Below are 19552 nucleotides of genomic sequence, written 5' to 3'. Positions count from 1 at the left end.
CATACGTCCTCGAGCGCTCAGTCAGCATCTAAAGATAAACTTTGGCAAACACTATCAAGCACTCCGTCATTCCGACGAGCCTAGGCGAGATCAGGAATCTATCCCAGCAATTCTCTACCCAAATTAAGCCTGTTCAGACTCTACAATCTTCTTCAAAGAGTGTGGATGCAGCTTGATGCAAATCCCTTGATGTTTGAATGCAACCGTTGGGTTATTCAAACGCTCACCCTCGCCTTTCGGGCTAGAGAGTTTGATCTTAACACCTTGCTCAGCCAAGGTTTCAAACTTAGCGGCAAACTGTGGGTAGGTTTCTTTAAGGTCCGCTAGATACTCATCGGCAGTCTGTGCGTGAGAAGGAATCACAAACTCAACGTGCTCCCAGTCTTGAGACGGGTAAATTTTGCCTTCAGCAGGGTACGGAAGCTCTAAACACTCAATCTTCCAACCAAGACTTTGCAATGGTTCATCGAAAGCCAACACGACAATTGGACGACCGTTAATCATCGCTTCTGAAATCGTAGATCCATATTCAGACCATGCTTGATGTGCTGATTTCGCAAGCTCAGTTTCGTTGATTCTTAATGCAATATGATCCGCTTGAGCAAAGCTTAAATCTAAACCCAATGTATTTCCTAGGTTCTCAATTTTCGCCATAAACGTATCAAGGCGCGCAATCATTTGTTGTGGTTCTAGTTCGGCTTGCTTCAGGCTCATCGTCATTGTCTTTGTTCTCCAAATAATGGCTGCATGGTATCAGTTTTACTTTCAGCAACAAGCGTTGCTTTGACAAAAAAACGTTCAAAAAGTACGGTGTCTTACTTTCCTAAATAGACAAAGCTGGCTTGGTCAAAGTCGATTGTCAAAAACCCCTCAGGAAATGTTAATTTTCTATCAATTCGACCTATAAGAAACCCCACAAAATTGGTATGATTAACGCCATTTTTGTGAACTTAAACAGAGTCTGTTGTTCATTTCGGCATTAAATCGTTAACTCGAAGCATAATTAACCAAATTTAATACCCACGAAATAACGGCCACTCTTATTCATCCTTGAATTGAAGGAAACGCGTGTGAATATCCAAGCACTGATTAATGACAAAGTATCTCAGGCTCTAGAAGCCGCTGGCGCACCTGCAGGCTCTCCTGCGGCTGTTCGCCAATCTGCAAAACCACAATTTGGTGACTACCAAGCAAACGGCGTTATGGGCGTTGCTAAACGACTAGGCACTAACCCTCGAGAATTTGCTCAAAAAGTATTGGACGTTCTAAACCTAGACGGTATCGCTTCTAAAGTTGAAATCGCAGGTCCAGGTTTCCTAAACATCTTCCTAGATGAAGCATTCCTAGCACAACAAGCAGACGCAGCACTGGCTGACTCTCGCCTTGGTGTTGCAGCAGCTGAAGCACAAACAATTGTTGCTGACTACTCTGCTCCAAACGTTGCAAAAGAAATGCACGTTGGTCACCTACGTTCAACGATCATCGGTGATGCTGTTGTTCGTACACTTGAGTTCTTAGGTCACAAAGTTATCCGTGCTAACCACATTGGTGACTGGGGTACTCAATTCGGTATGCTTATCGCAAACCTTGAGCGTATCCAAGCTGAAACTGGTGAAGTTTCAATGGAGCTTTCAGATCTTGAGCAGTTCTACCGTGAATCTAAAAAGCTTTACGACGAAGACGAAGAATTCGCAGTAAAAGCACGTGGCTATGTAGTGAAACTGCAAGGCGGCGACGCATACTGTGCTGAAATGTGGAAAAAGCTGGTTGACGTAACCATGGTTCAAAACCAACGTAACTACGATCGCCTAAACGTATCACTGACACGTGATGATGTGATGGGTGAAAGTATGTACAACCACATGCTTTCAAACATCGTTGCTGATCTACAAGCACAAGGCCTAGCAAAAGAGTCTGACGGCGCACAAGTTGTATTCCTAGACGAATACAAAAACAAAGATGGCGACCCGATGGGCGTTATCGTACAAAAACGTGACGGTGGCTTCCTGTACACCACCACCGATATTGCATGTGCTAAATACCGTTTTGAAGAACTGGGCGCAGACCGCGTACTTTACTTCATTGACTCTCGTCAGCACCAACACCTAATGCAAGCTTGGACTATTGTTCGTAAAGCGGGTTATGTTCCTGAGTCTGTATCTCTTGAGCACCACGCATTCGGCATGATGCTAGGTAAAGATGGTAAGCCATTTAAAACTCGTGCAGGCGGTACAGTACGTCTTGCTGACCTTCTGGACGAAGCAGAAGTACGTGCAACTCAGCTGATTGAATCTAAAAACCCTGAGCTAGCAGAAGGCGAGAAGAAAACCATCGCGAACACAGTAGCAATGGCAGCGGTTAAATACGCAGACCTTTCTAAGCACCGTACCACTGATTACGTGTTCGACTGGGAAAACATGCTGGCATTTGAAGGCAACACAGCACCGTACATGCAGTACGCGTACACTCGTGTTGCTTCAATCTTTGCTAAAGCAGGCATTTCTATGGACTCTCTTGAAGGTGAAATCAAAATCACTGAAGAGAAAGAGAAAGCACTTATCGCGAAACTTCTACAATTTGAAGAAGCGGTACAGTCTGTTGCTCGCGAAGGTCAACCACACATCATGTGTAGCTACCTGTTCGAACTTGCTGGTCAATTCTCTAGCTTCTACGAAGCGTGCCCTATCCTTGTGGCTGAAGACGAAACAGTTAAACAGAGCCGCCTGAAGCTTGCTGCACTGACAGCTAAGACTATCAAGCAAGGCCTGTCGCTTCTAGGTATTGAAACTCTAGAGCGTATGTAATTCCCTTCGGGTTACAATGAATAAATACAAAGGTTGATGTGAGAGCATCAACCTTTTGTTTTATCTAACGTATACTGAATTCAAGAAATCGAAATGGATAATAATAATGAGCTTTGAACTTCACCCACAGTTAGCAAAAGACACCACGCTTATCGGCGAATTTCCACTAAGCTTGGCGCTGCTAAGCAAAGACAGCGCAGTGCCTTGGGTTATCTTGGTACCAAAACGTGCCAACCTAAAAGAACTGCACCATCTACCAATGAAAGAACAACAGCAGTTCTTGCTTGAGTCTCAAGCGGTAAGCCAAGCATTAGAGGCGACATTCCAACCAGACAAGTTAAACCTAGGCGCATTGGGTAACATGGTGCCACAACTGCACATTCATCATATTGCACGTTTCAAAGATGATATCGCATGGCCAGGACCAGTATGGGGAAACACCAAAGGTGAGCAGCGTACAGAAGAAGAACAAGCAGCAATCCATACTCGTATCCAGAACGTTCTGTCATTGAGCTCTATCTTCAAGAAAGCATAATTCGAGTTCATCTCAGTACGCTTTAAAGTAAGACTGTTCAGAAAAGATACATAACAAAAAGCCGCTCATCTAAAATAGGTGAGCGGCTTTTTTATTGTCTAATCTCGCCGTTTTCAACGAGAGTATGAAGACCTGAACTACATCATCACATTCAGTGACAGGCCATCTTGTTTGCTGATGGTGTAACGAATACGTGTTGTATGTCCATGCTTGTTGGTGTCGACCAAGCGAGATACCTTCCCTTTCTTGACCCACACACTCAGCATCGCATCAACACCATCTTCACTCATGCCAAACTTAGACGCGAGTTCACTACGAGCTGCGACACCCTCGTTATCAATGTATTGATGAAGTTCAGTTAAAATCATACTACTTGCACCTCTAATGCTTTCTGCTTACTGCCGACTTTCTTGAAGACTCGATACGTCAATACAAAGCCACCAGCAATCGCCACCATCCATACCGCACTGCTGACTGGGTGAGCAGCGAAGTTTGCCGCTTGGTAATAGAAGGTCGCACCGAAGTAGCCAAGTGCCATTGTCCAAACTGCGATGAAACGCGCAAACATCTGACCAAATTCACGAACATAAGCACCCATCGCTGCCACACAAGGTGTGTAAAGCAAGATTAGGATTAAGTAAGCAAATGCCGCATGCCCTGATACAAATTTGTCTTTCAGGTTACCAAAGATAGAAGTATCAACTTCTTGATCCGCAGCGACAGAGCTTGAGTCCGATAAGTCACCCACTTCGATACCTAACGGATCTGAATAGCTCAAGCCAGATAGATTTTCAGGGATGGTCATGACTGCTTCTTGCAAGCTTGCAGCTAAATCGAATTCAGCCGCTTCCTCGTCAGAAGGTGTGGTGTACAAGCTGTTTAATGTACCGACAACCGCTTCTTTAGCGAAGATACCAGTGATGATACCAACCGTTGCTGGCCAGTTCTCTTCAGTAATACCAATCGGTTGGAACACTGGAGTCACAACTTGAGCCGCTTTAGATAGCACTGAGCTTTCGCTGTCTTCGTTACCAAAACTGCCGTCCATACCTAATGAGTTCAGGAAGCTAAGAATAGCCACAACCATTACGATTGTTTTACCAGCACCAAGCACAAAACGCTTTAGTTTTTGCCACGTTTTTAGCATTACGTTTTGCACAGTCGGCAATTCGTAATCCGGCATTTCCATAACCAAGCTATCACTGCTGCCAGGATAGATTGTATTTTTAAGGAATAGGCCTGTGAACACAGAAGCAACAATACCCATGATGTACAAAGCGAAGACTACGTTTTGCCCTGCACCTGGGAAAAATGCGGCTGCAAACAGTGCGTATACTGGTAAACGCGCACCACATGACATAAACGGTGCCATTGATGCTGCCAGTTTACGCTCACGCTCTTGGTCAAGAGTACGTGTTGCCATGATCGAAGGAACGTTACAACCAAAACCAAGTACCAGAGGAACAAAAGCCTTACCCGGCAAGCCGATTTTCTGCATCACTTTATCAAGTACAAATGCAGCACGCGCCATGTAGCCTGAACTTTCTAGTACCGCTAAGAATAGGTAAAGAGCAGCGATTACCGGAATAAAGGTAGCAACCGTTTGAATACCGCCACCGATACCATCGGCAAGGATTGTCACTAACCAAACAGGTAAATGTCCGTCTAATAAGTGATGACCACCATCAACCAATAACGCACCTACACCAATATCAAAGAAGTCGATAAACGCACTACCGATATTGATAGAGAACATGAACATCAAGTACATAATGACGAAGAAGAAAGGAATACCAACCCACTTGTTCAAAATGAATTGGTCTGCTTTTTCTGTGAAGTTTCGGCTTAGCTTGCCTTCACTGCGGCGAACACGCTTACACAGGTCATGTAGAAAAGTGTATTTTGCATCGGCAACCGCAAGGTCAATATCAAAGTCAGCACTCAGGCGCACGCTATCAATTTGAGTGCGAGGCTGAGGAGCAAGACCATTTAAAACCAAGTAATCATTTTCTAAAGCACGAATCGCTAGTGCTCTATGCGACACATCAGCATCATCAAATTGTGATTCAACAGAAGGGATTAGTGCTTCTAATGCTGCGTCGTAATCGATAGAGATAGGGTCAAGGCTCACACCTTGAACAAGTAACTTATGAAGGCGTTCTTTAAAGCGAACCACTTGGCCTTTGTCGTTAGCAGACAAGCTCAGAACCGGACAGCCTAGCTCTTTTTCTAGAGCCTTAAGGTTAATGACCTGACGTTCACGCTTTAATACATCCATTTTGTTCAATACAACGATCATTGGGCGACCCAATTCTCGCAATTGTAATGTCATGTATAAGCTTCTTTCCAAACAGCTCGCATCAACAACATTGATGATCACATCTGCTGGGTGAGTAAGCACAGCGCGAGATGCAATAGACTCATCGATACTGTTCGCGTCATTACCACTGTCTAGCGCGTAGATACCAGGTAAATCGGTAAGCTGAAACTTATCACCAGCGTGAGAATAGACACCCGTCTTCTTTTCTACAGTTACACCGACCCAGTTACCAACATGCTGCTTGGCGCCGGTCAATGCATTAAATAATGTTGTTTTACCACTATTAGGGTTACCAACGGTTAGAACTTGATAATCCATTTAGATAACCTCGATTTGTTCTGCGATGCTTTCACGAATGGCGATTGAAACGCCTCTCACTTCAACTTGAAGCGGATCACCCATAGGTGCACGGCGAATCAACGTCACCTCGGTTTTTGGCAACATGCCCATGACCATAAGTTTTTTTCTAACTTCTGGTGTTAAACCTGTTAGTGCAACAATAGAAGCCGCTTTGCCTTGCTCTAGTTGTGAGAGTTTCATAAATACCCAATTCGTGACTGATAATGAGAAAGATTGTTATTACCAGCATAATACACATACATGACCACAATTCCATTGTGTGAAATCAATGTTTTCGAAAATACATACTCGTAAATTTCGTTAAAAACGTTTACGTCAAAAACGTTACTTTCAACAAGCAACGAGAACTACCTCACTAGTACGAATCTTTCAAAACAACACAAAACCACTATTTATCAAACACTTAAAATAATGTCGGTTTTCTCATGGCCATCTGTCGTTAATTTTATAAGTAAAATAAGTGGGCAGACGTATAGTTACTCCATCGAAGAGAAACTAATTCTCTTTAATTTTATTCCAGAGGTGATGTGGCTTGCCATATCACTCCGGCAGCAAGCGAAGGTGTCCTTGACACCCGTGGTATAGTCCCCCCGGCTATGCCACGATATTTTTTTTCTTCCTCGTTATATCCCTAGCAAACTTACTGCAACCCTAACCCTTTCTATCTCTATCTCTATCTCTATCTCTATCTCTATCTCTATCTCTATCTCTATCTCTATCTCTATCTCTATCTCTATCTCTATCTCTATCTCTATCTCTATCTCTATCTCTATCTCTATCTCATATGAGCGTAAAAAAGCCCCAACACGAATGTCGAGGCTTAGAGTATCTTTATCTAAATGAAAACAGTCTGAATCAGCAGATCACTACTCTTCGTTGTTTTCTGCAAACTTAGAGGGAGACATACCAAAGTGATGCTTAAACCTTTGGCTAAAGTAGGACGGGTCATTAAATCCGGAATCAAAGGCCACGTCTGACACTTTTTCTTCCGCGAGTAAGCGCTCACAAGCATGTTCGAGACGAACTTCATTCAAGTGTTCCTTGAATGTCTTGTGATAAGCGAGTTTAAAACGTCGTTGTAAGCTTCTCTCAGACATGAACAAATACTTCGCAGCAGTTGCTGTACCAAATTCGGCATCAGCGTAGTGTTCACTCACAAGCTGTGAAACTTTGTTTTTCCACTCCTGTTCCGCACTCACTTTCTGTTGTTCTGAACTTGACGCTGTGTGCTTGATCGTCTCGATTTGCTCTATGGTACTCGCTTCAAGGTTTTGCAATACTTGATATTCAATTGGCCAAGACAGTTGAACTTTATTTTGAGAATCCGAAATGAAGGCATTGAGTTCTCCACCACTTTGATTCATCAATAAAGGCAGCTTTTCAATATTAAGATCGGTTGATTTCCCACTACTGTCATTAATCGCTGAAGCCAACTTAGGGAAAGGCATACCATGATCTCTTATCGTAACAACGAGATGACTTTTAACCTCTTCCACCAATATCACCATACTCTGCGATTTGAAATTTCGCTTGATGATACTCGCGACCAAGCTATTAAAGATAATATCGAGATTAAAATACAACAGCGACACATGTCGGTGCTTGGTTTCAACGCTGATATCCAGCTCGATTCCCGCTTTAGCTAAGTCGTCCTTCCAAGCTTTGAGTACCGACTCCAAGATCAAAATCACGTCGTAACAAACCGTTCCCTCTCCCTCTTGGCTATTACTCAATTGAGCTAAGCCATTTTTTAGCGCTAGGATCGGAGACTTTCCTTGGTCATCATTCCAATTGGGTAGCATTACGGCAATCTGATTCACTTCATCGGACAATTCTTTCGCCGTATGAGAAACCAATACATTCTTAACAGACAGCTGCTTTTTGAGCTGTTGATTGGTCGTTAATAAAATCCGGCTTTGATGCCTTAACTGATCGGTCTTTAAAGCGACTTGCGCTTTTAAATGTCTGTTGGCAAAAGTGACATAGCGTGAACGCCAAAACACCAGAATAGTGACTACACAAATAAGTAGAATCAAGGAGCTTGCTGCTGCCCAGTTGCTCAGATACCAAGGCTCAGCTATCGAGAAGCTTTGATTGGTGGAAACAAAACGGTAGTGCGAGTCCTTCACCGGTTTCACTTCAAGCGTGTAGTCACCGGGAAGCAAGTGGTCTAGCGTAAGCAAGCCTCCCTCAAATTCACTCCAAGGTTCATTATCATTGAGCCTATACTCCATCGCAGGAGCAAACGTCGCGGGTAAAATACCAAGCTTGAAACCAATGGAAGAGCCATAAGGTATTTCTTTTAAATCGACCGTTCTTCCGCCAAGCGATACCGTTTCTTGATCAACACTGATCTTGCTTAATAATGCTCGGCTATGAGGCGTCGTCGATACTAAAAGCTCATTGGACAATGCACTGACCACACCATACTTAGAACCTAGAACAAGCCTCGAAGATTGATTTGCCTCACTATAAAACAGTGCACAAGCACCCGCCGCTAATTCATTGGTGATCAAACCAAACGGTGAGCCGATGTGTTTATGCAACTGGCCATCGAGTCCGTAATAACTGATCCCCTTAGATGATCCCAGCCACACACCATTGTCATCGCTGATTAAACAATTCGGGCTGATATTGTCTTCGACAAGGGCGATCTCATCAATGATGTTGCTGTCATAGGGAATTCGGTACACGCCGTAACTGCCAGCAAACCACTGAGAACCGTCCTTTGCTTGCTCAATATCGACAACTTTGCCAAATCGCTCACTAGAACGATTGAAACTGATTCTCTTATCGATAAATGAATAGAAACCATGATCCGTGCCGATGTACACACTGCCTTGCAAGCCTACATTGAGGTCTGTAATTTCGGCGGGGAGAAACTTATCGACCAACCAATCAGCCCCATAAGACGCTAACTGCATAGTCTGGATCGATAACGAATATAGGTTTTGCCCAGATGTCATCCACAAAGTTTGGTCCGGTTGAAGAGCAAAATTCTCAACATGAACGCCCTGAATCGCTCTCGGCAAATCGAGCGGTTCAACCTGTAACGTTTGGGTATTAAAACTAAGAATGCCCTCTTCAGTTGCGATCCAGATTGATGAACCAAAGATCTCAAAATCCTTAACTGGTTTTGTATGAACACGAATAGGAACATCTTCACTTTGCGAATCGACCAAATATAGGCCCATAGATGACGCGACCCAAGACTGGTGGTCAGCAACAGGCTGCACTTTGTTGATCACAACGCTACTCGAGTGCATTCCCATTCCGTTAAGTGGCGTGCGAGAAAAAGTCTTACTAAACAATGAAAAATAACGGATACCATTATTTGTCGCCACCCACATTCCGCCAGCATGATCATTAATTAGTGAGTAAATTTTCTCGCCCGGTAACGAAAAGTCTTGGTTAGCAGCTTGTTCAAAACGAGTGATTTCGCCGGTAATAAAGTTGTAGCTAATCAGGCCGTGCTCAGTACCAATCCAATATTGATCCGTGGTTTCAGCAACCGAGAGAACATGCGAGCCACTGATCTTGGTCTCTTTCTCTGAATTAGCCAAATCGACAATCACAACGCCATTTAATGTCCCAATCAGTAATTCACGTCTCGCATTCGAAAAGTAGACGGTTTCGATGTAGTGTTTATCGGAAGCAGGAACATGGGCAAACTCTTGATTTTCTGAAAGGTAAGTACCAGAACTTGTGGCCAGAACCCATTTTGATAGTACCCACTCAGCATCATTAATCGTAATGTCGCTACTGTTGTTGTATCGGTACAGTTTGAGAAGTGAGTAGGTATTAAATTCTAAGGACTGAGTGTTATAGGTGTAGAAATTGGCTCCATCTGTGACCCAAATAAAGTCACCTGAAGCACCAATATTGGCGATCTCAGCACCGGGGCTCAAACTGAAGGCGAGTTCATTACCGATGCCAGGACTATGTCGGTAGACTTCGTTGTCAAAAAAAGTCCAAAACTCATCGTTAAGAAAAGCGACGCTTTCCGATGAAAACTGCAGAAGGCTGCCCTTGCGTGGCAGTAGAGCCCGACCATCATAAAAGAGCACTTTTCCATGCACATCATGGATCCATAATCCACCACCAGCACCTAGATAGAGGTTTTTGGCCGCAAGGAAATTCCCCTGCGCCTGAACAGGCAAAGGGTAAAAAACAGAGGGTGAGGTATTTACCGCTAGAACGCTAAATGAAATGCTCATTAACATGAACATTCTGAAGATAATTTGAGACAACGTTTAATCCTGAACAGCAACAACACATGAAATTTCGTTCGCCACAACGTCTTATCGTTGCTTCAACGGAAACTAAGTTTTTTTGTGCTTATAATTATCTCTCTATTTTAGCGGAAATTATCGAAGGAGAAAGGAGGTTTGTAATTTGTTGGAAGGTTTTATCTTAGCGGTCACGAAAATGCCGCAAAAAGCGGCATTATTCATAAATTATCGAGAGCAAAGTTAGCAATTAATAACTCGCTAACCATTAATTTCCCATTAGGCAACTTGTGTAGCTATCTGTAAGTTGCTGAAGAAATTCGAAATAACTTCCACTCTTAACTTCAACACTTGAACCAATCGGGTCAAGTTGTCCTTGTTTCGTACTGCTCCCTCGAGTTACCGATTCAATAACAGCGGGGGTAAACTGAGGTTCAGCAAACACACATTGAACATTGTCACGTACCAGAGTTTTCTTAATCGCTATTAAGCTCTTCGCTCCGGGTTTACGTTCAGGGCTCACAGTGAAGTGACCTAAATTATTCAACTCAAATTCTTTCTCAAAGTAACCATACGCATCGTGAAATACGTAGTAGCCTTTGTCTTTAACTGGCGCAAGCTGTTCATGAATAGACTGCTGCTTTTCTTTCAAGGCAATCAAGAATGAATCTAGATTTTCTTGATACGCCATCGCATTGTCTGGATCAGTTTCAATCAACTTAGCTGAGATATAGTTCGCGGCTACTTCAACTTGGTCGATACCTAACCAAAAGTGAGGGTCATGGCTACCATGATGGTGCCCTTCATGAGCATCGTGATCTTCATGTCCGAACTCTCTCAAATTAATCCCAGGGATTTCACTGATTTCGATAACGTTCTCTTTTGAACCAATCACCTTAGTCAAAAAAGCTTCTAGGTCGGGACCGAACCAAATCACCATATCTGCACTGTGAACTTTTTTGACATCAGATGGCTTAAGCGCATAGTCGTGTGGTGACGCATTGCTGTTCATCAACACATCCGGTTCACTAACGCCTTGCGTTAATTCTGTCACTATCATTTGAATAGGTTTGAAGCTTGTTAGAATAGTGCTCGCGCTTGCAACATTTGGGGCTAATAACAAAGTAGCAAGTATAAAATATGAACGTGACATAATTCCTCGATAATAGAAAAGTAGCTTAGGCTTGCGGTAAATGTTACATTATAACATTAGCGAATTGCAAATGAGTTCTATTCATGGATAACTTAATCCAACTAGATTCTGTTAGCGTCGAATTTGACGGTCGAAAGGTTCTAGACAACATCTCTCTAAATTTAGAGCGTGGCAGAATCACGACCCTAATTGGGCCGAACGGTGCTGGGAAATCGACACTGGTAAAAGTGGTACTGGGCTTACAAACCAAGTTTTCAGGTAAAATAACAAAATCGAACAAACTGAAAATTGGTTATGTTCCGCAGAAGCTAAAGCTCAATGATTCACTCCCCTTAAGTGTCGAGCGCTTTCTTAAGTTGACAGGTAAGTTTAGCCAGCAGGAGATACTGGAAGCATTAAAGCTCGTTGGCGCAGAGCACCTGCAGAAAAGCAATATGCATCAGCTATCTGGCGGTGAAAATCAACGAGTTCTTATCGCTCGTTCATTGCTGAGAAGACCCGATCTACTGGTTCTTGATGAACCCGCACAAGGTGTTGATGTACAAGGCCAAATAGACCTGTACGACCTGATCGATACCATTCGCCACCGTTTTGGTTGTGCCGTATTTATGGTTTCACACGATCTGCATTTAGTGATGGCAAAAACAGACGATGTTATCTGTTTGCACCACCATATCTGTTGCTCAGGCGCCCCTGCAGATATCAAACATCACCCCTCTTATATCGCGCTTTTTGGCACCGCGACCCAAGAGACATTAGCCTTTTATCACCACCAACACGAACATCACCATCATGATCTCGCAGGACAGCCTGTCGAAGGCGACGTACATGAATGTTCAAACCATAAACACGGACACCACTAATGCTTGAGTTTCTTCTTCCCTCTATTTTAGCTGGCTTGGGCATTGCTCTCATCGCGGGGCCACTAGGCTCTTTTGTGGTTTGGCGAAAGATGGCTTACTTTGGAGATACCCTTGCTCACGCCTCTTTGATGGGCTTAGCGCTTGGCTTCTTATTCAATATTAATTTGTACTTAGCGCTGCTGATTTGCTGTTTGATGCTGGCTGTATTACTGGTTACGCTACAAAAGCAAAAGCTCGTCGCGACCGATACCCTGCTGGGTATTTTGGCACACAGTGCGCTCTCTTTAGGCCTTGTAGCGGTAAGCTTCTTAGACAATGTTCGTGTCGATTTAATGAGTTACCTATTTGGTGACTTGCTTGCAGTTTCTCCGACCGACTTAGTATTTATCTATGCGGGTGCTGCCGTGATTGGACTGGTACTTGCTATCTTTTGGCGACCACTATTGTCGACGACCGTTAACGAAGATCTCGCAGCAGTTGACGGCATCAACATTGATTTAATGCGTCTTATTTTAATGCTATTGGTTGGGATCGTGATTGCGGTAGGTATGAAGTTTGTTGGTGCATTAATCATGACCTCACTACTTATCATCCCAGCAGCAACGGCAAGAAAGTTTGCCAATACACCGGAACAAATGGCGTTTCTTGCCTCAGTTATTGGCTCTATCGCTGTGTTCGGCGGATTAAGTTTGTCTTGGTTCTATGACACACCAGCCGGACCTTCTGTTGTTATCAGTGCTGCGGCAATGTTTATGTTGTCTCAAATGTACAGAACCCGCGCCTAAAGAGAAAAGTCGGAGTTCATTCTGACTTTTAACAACACAACCGTTGATGCGGCAGTCGTTTACAAAAGAATCGTTATACAAAGTAATCAGTTACAAAAGAAAAAGGCTTGGTCAATGACCAAGCCTTTCTTATATCGTTCAGTTAGCTTCTATCTCATTCGATAAAAGCCAGCTAATTACCAACCCGTGATTTCACGTAGGCCTTTACCGATGTCAGCAAGAGACTTAACAGTCTTAACGCCTGCTGCTTCTAGTGCTGCGAATTTATCTTCAGCAGTACCTTTACCGCCAGAGATGATTGCGCCAGCATGGCCCATACGTTTACCCGGAGGAGCAGTAACACCAGCGATGTAAGATACAACTGGCTTAGTTACGTTTGCTTTGATGAACTCAGCTGCTTCTTCTTCCGCAGTACCACCGATCTCACCAATCATTACGATTGCTTCAGTCTCTGGGTCTTCTTGGAAAAGTTTTAGGATATCAATGAAGTTTGAACCTGGGATAGGGTCACCACCGATACCAACACATGTAGACTGACCAAAGCCTTCATCTGTTGTTTGCTTAACTGCTTCGTACGTCAGAGTACCTGAACGAGATACGATACCTACTTTACCCTTCTTGTGGATATGGCCAGGCATGATACCAATCTTACACTCGTCTGGAGTGATAAGACCTGGACAGTTAGGACCGATCATGCGAACGCCAGTTTCTTCTAGCTTCACTTTAACGTCGATCATATCTGTAGTAGGGATACCTTCAGTGATCGTTACGATCAGTTCGATACCTGCATCAATCGCTTCTAGGATTGCATCTTTACAGAAAGGTGCTGGTACGTAGATAACTGTTGCTGTTGCGCCAGTCACTTCTACTGCTTCACGTACTGTGTTGAATACTGGAAGGCCTAGGTGAGTTTGACCACCTTTACCAGGTGAAACACCACCAACCATTTGCGTACCGTATGCGATAGCTTGGTCTGAGTGGAATGTACCTTGACCGCCAGTGAAACCCTGACAGATTACTTTAGTGTCTTTGTTAATTAATACAGACATTATTTAGCCTCCGCAGCAGCAACAACTTTCTGAGCAGCATCTGTTAGAGATACAGCAGCAATGATATCAACATCAGAATTAGCAAGTACTTCGCGACCTAGGTCTGCGTTTGTACCTTCTAGACGAACAACGACAGGAACTGTTACGCCAACTTCTTTAACTGCACCAATAATACCTTCAGCGATCATGTCACAACGAACGATGCCACCGAAGATGTTTACTAGTACTGCTTTAACATTGTCATCAGAAAGGATGATCTTGAATGCTTCAGCTACACGCTCTTTTGTTGCGCCGCCGCCTACATCAAGGAAGTTTGCTGGCTTGCCGCCGTGTAGGTTTACGATATCCATCGTACCCATAGCAAGGCCTGCACCGTTAACCATACAGCCAACGTTGCCATCAAGTGCTACGTAGTTCAGTTCCCACTGAGCTGCGTGCGCTTCGCGCTCGTCTTCTTGTGAAGGATCGTGCATTTCACGAAGCTTTGGCTGACGGTACATTGCGTTTGAATCAATGTTGATCTTGCCGTCTAGACAAAGAAGGTTACCTTCATTTGTAATAACAAGCGGGTTAATTTCTAGTAGAGCTAGGTCGTACTGAGCGAACATTTCACCAAGACCCATGAAGATCTTAACGAACTGTTTAATTTGATCGCCAGCTAGGCCAAGTTTGAATGCCAGTTCACGGCCTTGGTAAGCTTGAGGGCCAACTAGAGGATCGATCGCTGATTGGTGAATCAACTCTGGAGTTTCTTCAGCGATTTTCTCAATGTCCACACCGCCTTCAGTTGACGCCATGAATACAATTTTGCGAGTTGCACGGTCAACAACAGCACCTAGGTAAAGCTCGTTAGCAATGTTCGATGCTTCTTCTACTAGGATCTTTGTTACAGGCTGACCATTAGCGTCTGTTTGGTAAGTCACTAGGTTTTTACCTAGCCACTTTTGTGCAAACTCTTTAACGCCTTCTTTAGTGTCATGTAGCTCTACGCCGCCCGCTTTACCGCGACCACCAGCGTGTACTTGACACTTAACGACTTTCTTGGCTGTACTGATACGGCCTGCAGCTTCGAAAGCTTCTTGTGCTGTATCACATGCGAAACCTTCTGGTACAGGCAAACCGAATTCTGCAAACAGCTGTTTGGCTTGGTATTCATGCAAATTCATTTTGATATTCCGTTTATTTTCCCTTAAGGGATTATTATTTCCATAACGACACAGTTTCCTGTGGTACGTCTGTAGGGTCTTCTCAAATCAACTGCTGTCCATTTTCTAATGGCTTTACAGTTCAATTGAAGGCCAGACGTTGAGCAGCCTAGCCTTTGAAACTTTTTACGTCTAGCTAACGGGGCTAACTAGACGTTTTAGAGATACTAAACGTCTAATAGCAGACGTGCTGGATCTTCTAGAAGCTCTTTGATTGTCACTAGGAAGCCAACTGATTCACGGCCGTCGATTAGACGGTGATCGTAAGAAAGCGCTAGGTACATCATTGGTAAGATCTCAACCTTGCCATCAACAGCCATTGGACGATCTTGGATTTTGTGCATACCCAAAATTGCCGCTTGAGGCGGGTTGATGATTGGCGTAGACATTAGAGAGCCAAATACACCACCGTTCGTGATAGTGAAGTTACCGCCCATCAGCTCATCAACCGTTAGCTTGCCGTCACGGCCTTTGATTGCTAGCTCTTTGATGCCTTTTTCGATGTCAGCGAAACCTAGTGTGTCACAGTCTTTCAGTACTGGAGTCACTAGACCACGTGGCGTTGATACTGCCATGCTGATGTCGAAGTAGTTGTGGTAAACGATATCTGTACCATCAATAGAAGCGTTAACTTCTGGGAAACGTTTCAGTGCTTCTGTTACTGCTTTCACGTAGAAAGACATGAAACCAAGACGCGTATCGTGACGCTTCTCGAATTGGTCTTTGTACTGCTTACGAAGGTCCATGATTGGCTTCATGTTCACTTCGTTGAAAGTAGTCAGCATTGCTGTGCTGTTCTTCGCTTCTAGAAGACGGTTTGCAACTGTCTTACGTAGGCGAGTCATTGGCACGCGTTTTTGGCTACGAGCTGCTGCTGGCGCTTCGACTACTGGTGCTGATGCTGCTGCCGGAGCCGCTTTCGCTGCTGCTAGGTGTGCGTCGATGTCTTCACGAGTAATACGACCACCAACACCAGTGCCTTTAACGTCAGCTGGTTGTAGGTTGTGTTCTGCAAGAAGACGACGAACAGCAGGGCTTAGTGCGTCGTTGCTTTCTTCTGTAAGTGCCGCTTTGTGGCGCTTATCAGGAGAAGCTTCTGTATCTTCAGTCGTGTCTTTCGTTGGTTCACCAGCGACAGCACCAGGTTTGATTTTCGCAAGAAGCTGCTTAGAAAGTACCGTAGCACCCTCTTCTTCAATGATAGCTTCCAGAACACCCGCTTCAGGAGCCGGTACTTCTAGAACTACTTTATCTGTTTCGATGTCTACAATGACTTCATCACGTGCAACGGCTTCGCCTGGTTTTTTGTGCCAAGTCGCTACTGTTGCATCAGCCACAGATTCAGGTAAATCTGGAACCAGAATTTCAATTGTCATGTCTGTATTTTCCTTTTACTTCTAGTTCTTAAGTAGGGTCAAAGCGTCGTCTACTAACGCTTTTTGTTGTTTCAAGTGTACCGACATATAGCCAACAGCTGGTGACGCTGATGCAGGACGACCTGCGTATTGAATATCAGCACCCACTGGGATAGCAGCTCGGAAATTATGTTGGCTACTGTACCAAGCACCTTGGTTTTGTGGCTCTTCTTGACACCAAACGTAATCGACTACATTTGTGTATTGAGCGATCGCAGCTCTCACGTCTTCGTAAGGGAACGGGTAAAGTTGCTCAATACGCACAATAGCGACATCGTCTTGCTCGTTCTTACGTCTTTGGTCAAGAAGGTCAAAGTAAACCTTACCTGAACAGAACACGACGCGTTTTACGTTCTCAGGAGCCAGATCATCAATTTCTGCGATAGCTGGTTGGAACGTACCGTCTGCAAGATCTTCAAGAGAAGACGTACACAGAGGGTGACGAAGCAATGACTTAGGTGACATTACAATCAGTGGACGACGCATTGGTCTAACGACCTGACGACGAATCATGTGGTAAACCTGTGCTGGCGTTGAAGGAACAACAACCTGCATGTTTTGTTCAGCACATAACTGAAGGTAACGCTCAAGACGAGCAGAAGAGTGCTCAGGGCCTTGACCTTCATAACCGTGAGGAAGCAGCATTGTTAGGCCACATAGACGTGCCCATTTTTGCTCACCTGACGAGATAAATTGGTCAATAACAACTTGTGCACCGTTTGCGAAGTCACCAAATTGTGCTTCCCAAAGGGTTAGACCGCTTGGCTCTGCTGTTGCATAGCCGTACTCAAATGCCAACACAGCTTCTTCTGACAATACCGAGTCAAACACTTGGAATGGCCCTTGTTTGTCATGAATGTTCGCAAGAGGAACATACGTGCTTGCGTCAGTTTGGTTATGAAGTACAGAGTGACGGTGGAAGAACGTACCACGGCCAGAATCTTGGCCAGAAATACGAATACGCTTTCCGTCATCAACAAGCGTTGCATACGCCAGTGTTTCCGCCATACCCCAATCGACTTGTTTCTCGCCATTAATCATGGCAGTACGATCGTTGTACAGTTTATTTACACGGCTCTGAAGCTTGTGACTATCAGGGTACTGACAAATTTTTGAACCCAGCTCTTTCAGACGCTCGATATCAATTTTGTTGTCCCATTCAATGTTCCAGTCATGACCAAGGTATGGAGACCAGTCGACAGAGTGCATGGCCATTGGGCGCCACTCTTTAACCACAACTTCACCGTGATCAAGAGCATCGCGGTATTCGTTAACGAGTTGGGTTGCAGTATCAATACCAAACTCTCCGCGCTCCATCAGCACATCAGCGTATAGCTTACGTGGTGTTGGGTGCTTCTTGATTTTTTGGTACATCAAAGGCTGGGTTGCATTCGGCTCATCGGCTTCGTTGTGACCGTGGCGACGGTAACAAACCAAGTCGATAACAACATCACGTTTAAATGTATTACGGTAATCCAGCGCTAGACGAGCAACAAAAGCAACCGCTTCTGGATCATCGGCATTTACGTGGAAAATCGGTGCCTGAACCATCTTAGCGATGTCAGTACAGTACATTGTAGAGCGAGTATCGCGAGGGTTAGAGGTTGTGAAACCAACTTGGTTATTCACAACGATACGAACCGTACCACCCACACAGAAACCACGAGCAAGTGACATGTTAAATGTCTCTTGTACAACCCCTTGGCCTGCAATTGCAGAATCGCCATGGATAGTAATCGGTAGTACTCGGCTGCCATCATTATCGTCTAAGCGATCTTGACGAGCACGAACCGAACCAATAACTACAGGGTTTACGATTTCTAGGTGTGAAGGGTTAAATGCCAATACTAAGTGAACATTCCCACGTGGCGTTGCGAAGTCAGCAGAGAAACCTTGGTGGTATTTCACATCACCGGTTCCCCATGTGTCGTCGTGCTTACCCGCAAATTCGTCAAATAGGTCTTGTGGCTTTTTACCAAGCACGTTGACCAACATATTTAGACGACCACGGTGAGCCATACCAACAACAACTTCACGCATGCCTTGACCACCAGCATGACGAATAATTTCCTTCGTCATTGGGATCAACGCATCACCACCTTCCAATGAGAAGCGTTTTGCGCCAGGGAATTTAGCACCAAGATAGCGCTCAAGACCTTCAGCAGCAGTTAGCTCTTCTAGGAAAGCTTGCTTTTCTTCTTTATCGAAAGAGGGTTGACCAGAAACAGACTCTAAACGTTGTTGAATCCAACGTTTTTGCTCTGTGTTAGTCATGTGCATGTATTCAGCACCAATCGAACCACAATAAGTTTGCTTTAGAGATTTGTACAAATCTCGAAGCACCATCGTCTCTTGGCCAATAGCGTAAGAGCCGACGTTAAATGTCTCATTGAGGTCATCTTCGGTAAGAGTGTGGAAAGAAGGGTCCAGTTCAGCGACTGTATCTCTTTTCCATAAACCTAGGGGGTCTAGGTTTGCTGCTTGATGCCCTCGGAATCGATAGGCATTAATCAGTTGCAGAACCTTTACTTGTTTCGCATCGACATCAGGATCACTAACTTGGACACTGTAATGCTTTGTTTCTTGAGCGAGTCGACGGAAGTATTCACGAACGCGAGAGTGTGGTTGTTCCACCGTTTCTGAAGCTTGCACAGGCAATTCTTCAAATACGCTTCTCCATTCGTCACTTACCGAGTCGGGGTCACTTAGATACAGTTCGTAGAGTTCTTCTACGTACGTTGCATTGGCGCCAGCCAAGTGTGAAGACTCGAGCCATGCCTTCATCACGCCGTTGTGCATATTTTCCCTTAACCAGTAGTTTTCACGTTTGCTGC

Annotated in this window: 14 protein-coding genes; 4 read left to right on the top strand and 10 right to left on the bottom strand. The window is 44.4% G+C overall.

The genetic code is table 11. The features are described from left to right. Nucleotides 1-123: 123 nt before the first annotated feature. Entirely contained in the window at nucleotides 124-720 is a 597-nt protein-coding gene (locus ED652_RS09450) for a VOC family protein (RefSeq protein WP_102314876.1), read from the bottom strand. Between the two features lie 350 nt (nucleotides 721-1070). Between ED652_RS09450 and argS the strand changes: the two genes are divergently transcribed. Together argS and ED652_RS09440 are read left to right on the top strand one after the other, a co-directional pair. Beyond that, nucleotides 1071-2804: an arginine--tRNA ligase gene (gene argS, locus ED652_RS09445; protein ID WP_122054507.1), complete on the top strand. Its 1734-nt coding sequence runs from the start codon at nucleotides 1071-1073 to the stop codon at nucleotides 2802-2804. Between the two features lie 106 nt (nucleotides 2805-2910). Next, nucleotides 2911-3339, top strand: coding sequence for an HIT domain-containing protein (locus ED652_RS09440; protein WP_065110960.1), 429 nt, complete (start codon nucleotides 2911-2913; stop codon nucleotides 3337-3339). 137 nt (nucleotides 3340-3476) lie between these two features. On the opposite strand, the gene ED652_RS09435 is transcribed toward ED652_RS09440, so the two are convergent. The 5 genes from ED652_RS09435 to znuA form a co-directional block, all read right to left on the bottom strand. Beyond that, nucleotides 3477-3707: a FeoC-like transcriptional regulator gene (locus ED652_RS09435; RefSeq protein WP_004734201.1), complete on the bottom strand. Its 231-nt coding sequence runs from the start codon at nucleotides 3705-3707 to the stop codon at nucleotides 3477-3479. Further along, complete coding sequence (feoB, locus tag ED652_RS09430; protein WP_065103146.1) at nucleotides 3704-5977, bottom strand: Fe(2+) transporter permease subunit FeoB; 2274 nt, start codon at nucleotides 5975-5977, stop codon at nucleotides 3704-3706. The genes ED652_RS09435 and feoB overlap by 4 nt, the downstream gene beginning before the upstream one ends. Further along, entirely contained in the window at nucleotides 5978-6199 is a 222-nt protein-coding gene (locus tag ED652_RS09425; protein ID WP_008221191.1) for a FeoA family protein, read from the bottom strand. It abuts the gene before it with no gap. Nucleotides 6200-6885: 686 nt separating this feature from the next. Beyond that, nucleotides 6886-10236 carry a helix-turn-helix domain-containing protein gene (locus tag ED652_RS09420; protein ID WP_122054539.1) on the bottom strand — a complete coding sequence of 1117 codons (3351 nt, stop codon included), beginning with the start codon at nucleotides 10234-10236 and terminating at the stop codon, nucleotides 6886-6888. 280 nt (nucleotides 10237-10516) lie between these two features. Further along, nucleotides 10517-11401: a zinc ABC transporter substrate-binding protein ZnuA gene (gene znuA, locus ED652_RS09415; RefSeq protein ID WP_122054505.1), complete on the bottom strand. Its 885-nt coding sequence runs from the start codon at nucleotides 11399-11401 to the stop codon at nucleotides 10517-10519. An 83-nt stretch (nucleotides 11402-11484) separates the two neighbouring features. Between znuA and znuC the strand changes: the two genes are divergently transcribed. Both znuC and znuB read left to right on the top strand, forming a co-directional pair. Continuing rightward, nucleotides 11485-12264, top strand: coding sequence for a zinc ABC transporter ATP-binding protein ZnuC (znuC, locus tag ED652_RS09410; RefSeq protein ID WP_017110326.1), 780 nt, complete (start codon nucleotides 11485-11487; stop codon nucleotides 12262-12264). After that, the gene (gene znuB, locus ED652_RS09405; protein ID WP_017084084.1) at nucleotides 12264-13049 is read left to right on the top strand and encodes a zinc ABC transporter permease subunit ZnuB; all 786 of its coding nucleotides are present in this window, start codon (nucleotides 12264-12266) and stop codon (nucleotides 13047-13049) included. Before znuC ends, znuB begins: the two co-directional genes overlap by 1 nt. A 176-nt stretch (nucleotides 13050-13225) precedes the next feature. Here the strand turns inward: znuB and sucD are convergent, their stop codons facing one another. The 4 genes from sucD to sucA all read right to left on the bottom strand — a co-directional run bounded on the left by sucD (nucleotide 13226) and on the right by sucA (nucleotide 19517). After that, the gene (sucD, locus tag ED652_RS09400) at nucleotides 13226-14098 is read right to left on the bottom strand and encodes a succinate--CoA ligase subunit alpha (RefSeq protein ID WP_004734209.1); all 873 of its coding nucleotides are present in this window, start codon (nucleotides 14096-14098) and stop codon (nucleotides 13226-13228) included. After that, nucleotides 14098-15264: an ADP-forming succinate--CoA ligase subunit beta gene (gene sucC, locus ED652_RS09395; RefSeq protein ID WP_004734210.1), complete on the bottom strand. Its 1167-nt coding sequence runs from the start codon at nucleotides 15262-15264 to the stop codon at nucleotides 14098-14100. The genes sucD and sucC overlap by 1 nt, the downstream gene beginning before the upstream one ends. A gap of 206 nt (nucleotides 15265-15470) precedes the next feature. Beyond that, nucleotides 15471-16679: a 2-oxoglutarate dehydrogenase complex dihydrolipoyllysine-residue succinyltransferase gene (gene odhB / locus ED652_RS09390; RefSeq protein WP_017106130.1), complete on the bottom strand. Its 1209-nt coding sequence runs from the start codon at nucleotides 16677-16679 to the stop codon at nucleotides 15471-15473. Between the two features lie 21 nt (nucleotides 16680-16700). Continuing rightward, complete coding sequence (gene sucA, locus ED652_RS09385; protein ID WP_065110959.1) at nucleotides 16701-19517, bottom strand: 2-oxoglutarate dehydrogenase E1 component; 2817 nt, start codon at nucleotides 19515-19517, stop codon at nucleotides 16701-16703. Between the last annotated feature and the right edge of the window lie 35 nt (nucleotides 19518-19552).

Origin of the sequence: Vibrio sp. Evd11, assembly GCF_900382755.1 — a bacterium.
Lineage (GTDB): Bacteria > Pseudomonadota > Gammaproteobacteria > Enterobacterales > Vibrionaceae > Vibrio > Vibrio lentus.
This window is presented reverse-complemented; position numbering and strand designations above follow the sequence as displayed.

Excerpts from the sequence above, each read along its gene's own strand:
- ED652_RS09450 (WP_102314876.1), bottom strand. The coding sequence starts at position 720 with ATGACGATGAGCCTGAAGCAAGCCGAACTAGAACCACAACAAATGATT.
- sucC (WP_004734210.1), bottom strand. The coding sequence starts at position 15,264 with ATGAATTTGCATGAATACCAAGCCAAACAGCTGTTTGCAGAATTCGGT.
- ED652_RS09435 (WP_004734201.1), bottom strand. The coding sequence starts at position 3,707 with ATGATTTTAACTGAACTTCATCAATACATTGATAACGAGGGTGTCGCA.
- sucA (WP_065110959.1), bottom strand. The coding sequence starts at position 19,517 with ATGCACAACGGCGTGATGAAGGCATGGCTCGAGTCTTCACACTTGGCT.
- znuB (WP_017084084.1), top strand. The coding sequence starts at position 12,264 with ATGCTTGAGTTTCTTCTTCCCTCTATTTTAGCTGGCTTGGGCATTGCT.
- znuC (WP_017110326.1), top strand. The coding sequence starts at position 11,485 with ATGGATAACTTAATCCAACTAGATTCTGTTAGCGTCGAATTTGACGGT.
- feoB (WP_065103146.1), bottom strand. The coding sequence starts at position 5,977 with ATGGATTATCAAGTTCTAACCGTTGGTAACCCTAATAGTGGTAAAACA.
- odhB (WP_017106130.1), bottom strand. The coding sequence starts at position 16,679 with ATGACAATTGAAATTCTGGTTCCAGATTTACCTGAATCTGTGGCTGAT.
- ED652_RS09425 (WP_008221191.1), bottom strand. The coding sequence starts at position 6,199 with ATGAAACTCTCACAACTAGAGCAAGGCAAAGCGGCTTCTATTGTTGCA.
- ED652_RS09440 (WP_065110960.1), top strand. The coding sequence starts at position 2,911 with ATGAGCTTTGAACTTCACCCACAGTTAGCAAAAGACACCACGCTTATC.
- znuA (WP_122054505.1), bottom strand. The coding sequence starts at position 11,401 with ATGTCACGTTCATATTTTATACTTGCTACTTTGTTATTAGCCCCAAAT.
- sucD (WP_004734209.1), bottom strand. The coding sequence starts at position 14,098 with ATGTCTGTATTAATTAACAAAGACACTAAAGTAATCTGTCAGGGTTTC.
- ED652_RS09420 (WP_122054539.1), bottom strand. The coding sequence starts at position 10,236 with ATGAGCATTTCATTTAGCGTTCTAGCGGTAAATACCTCACCCTCTGTT.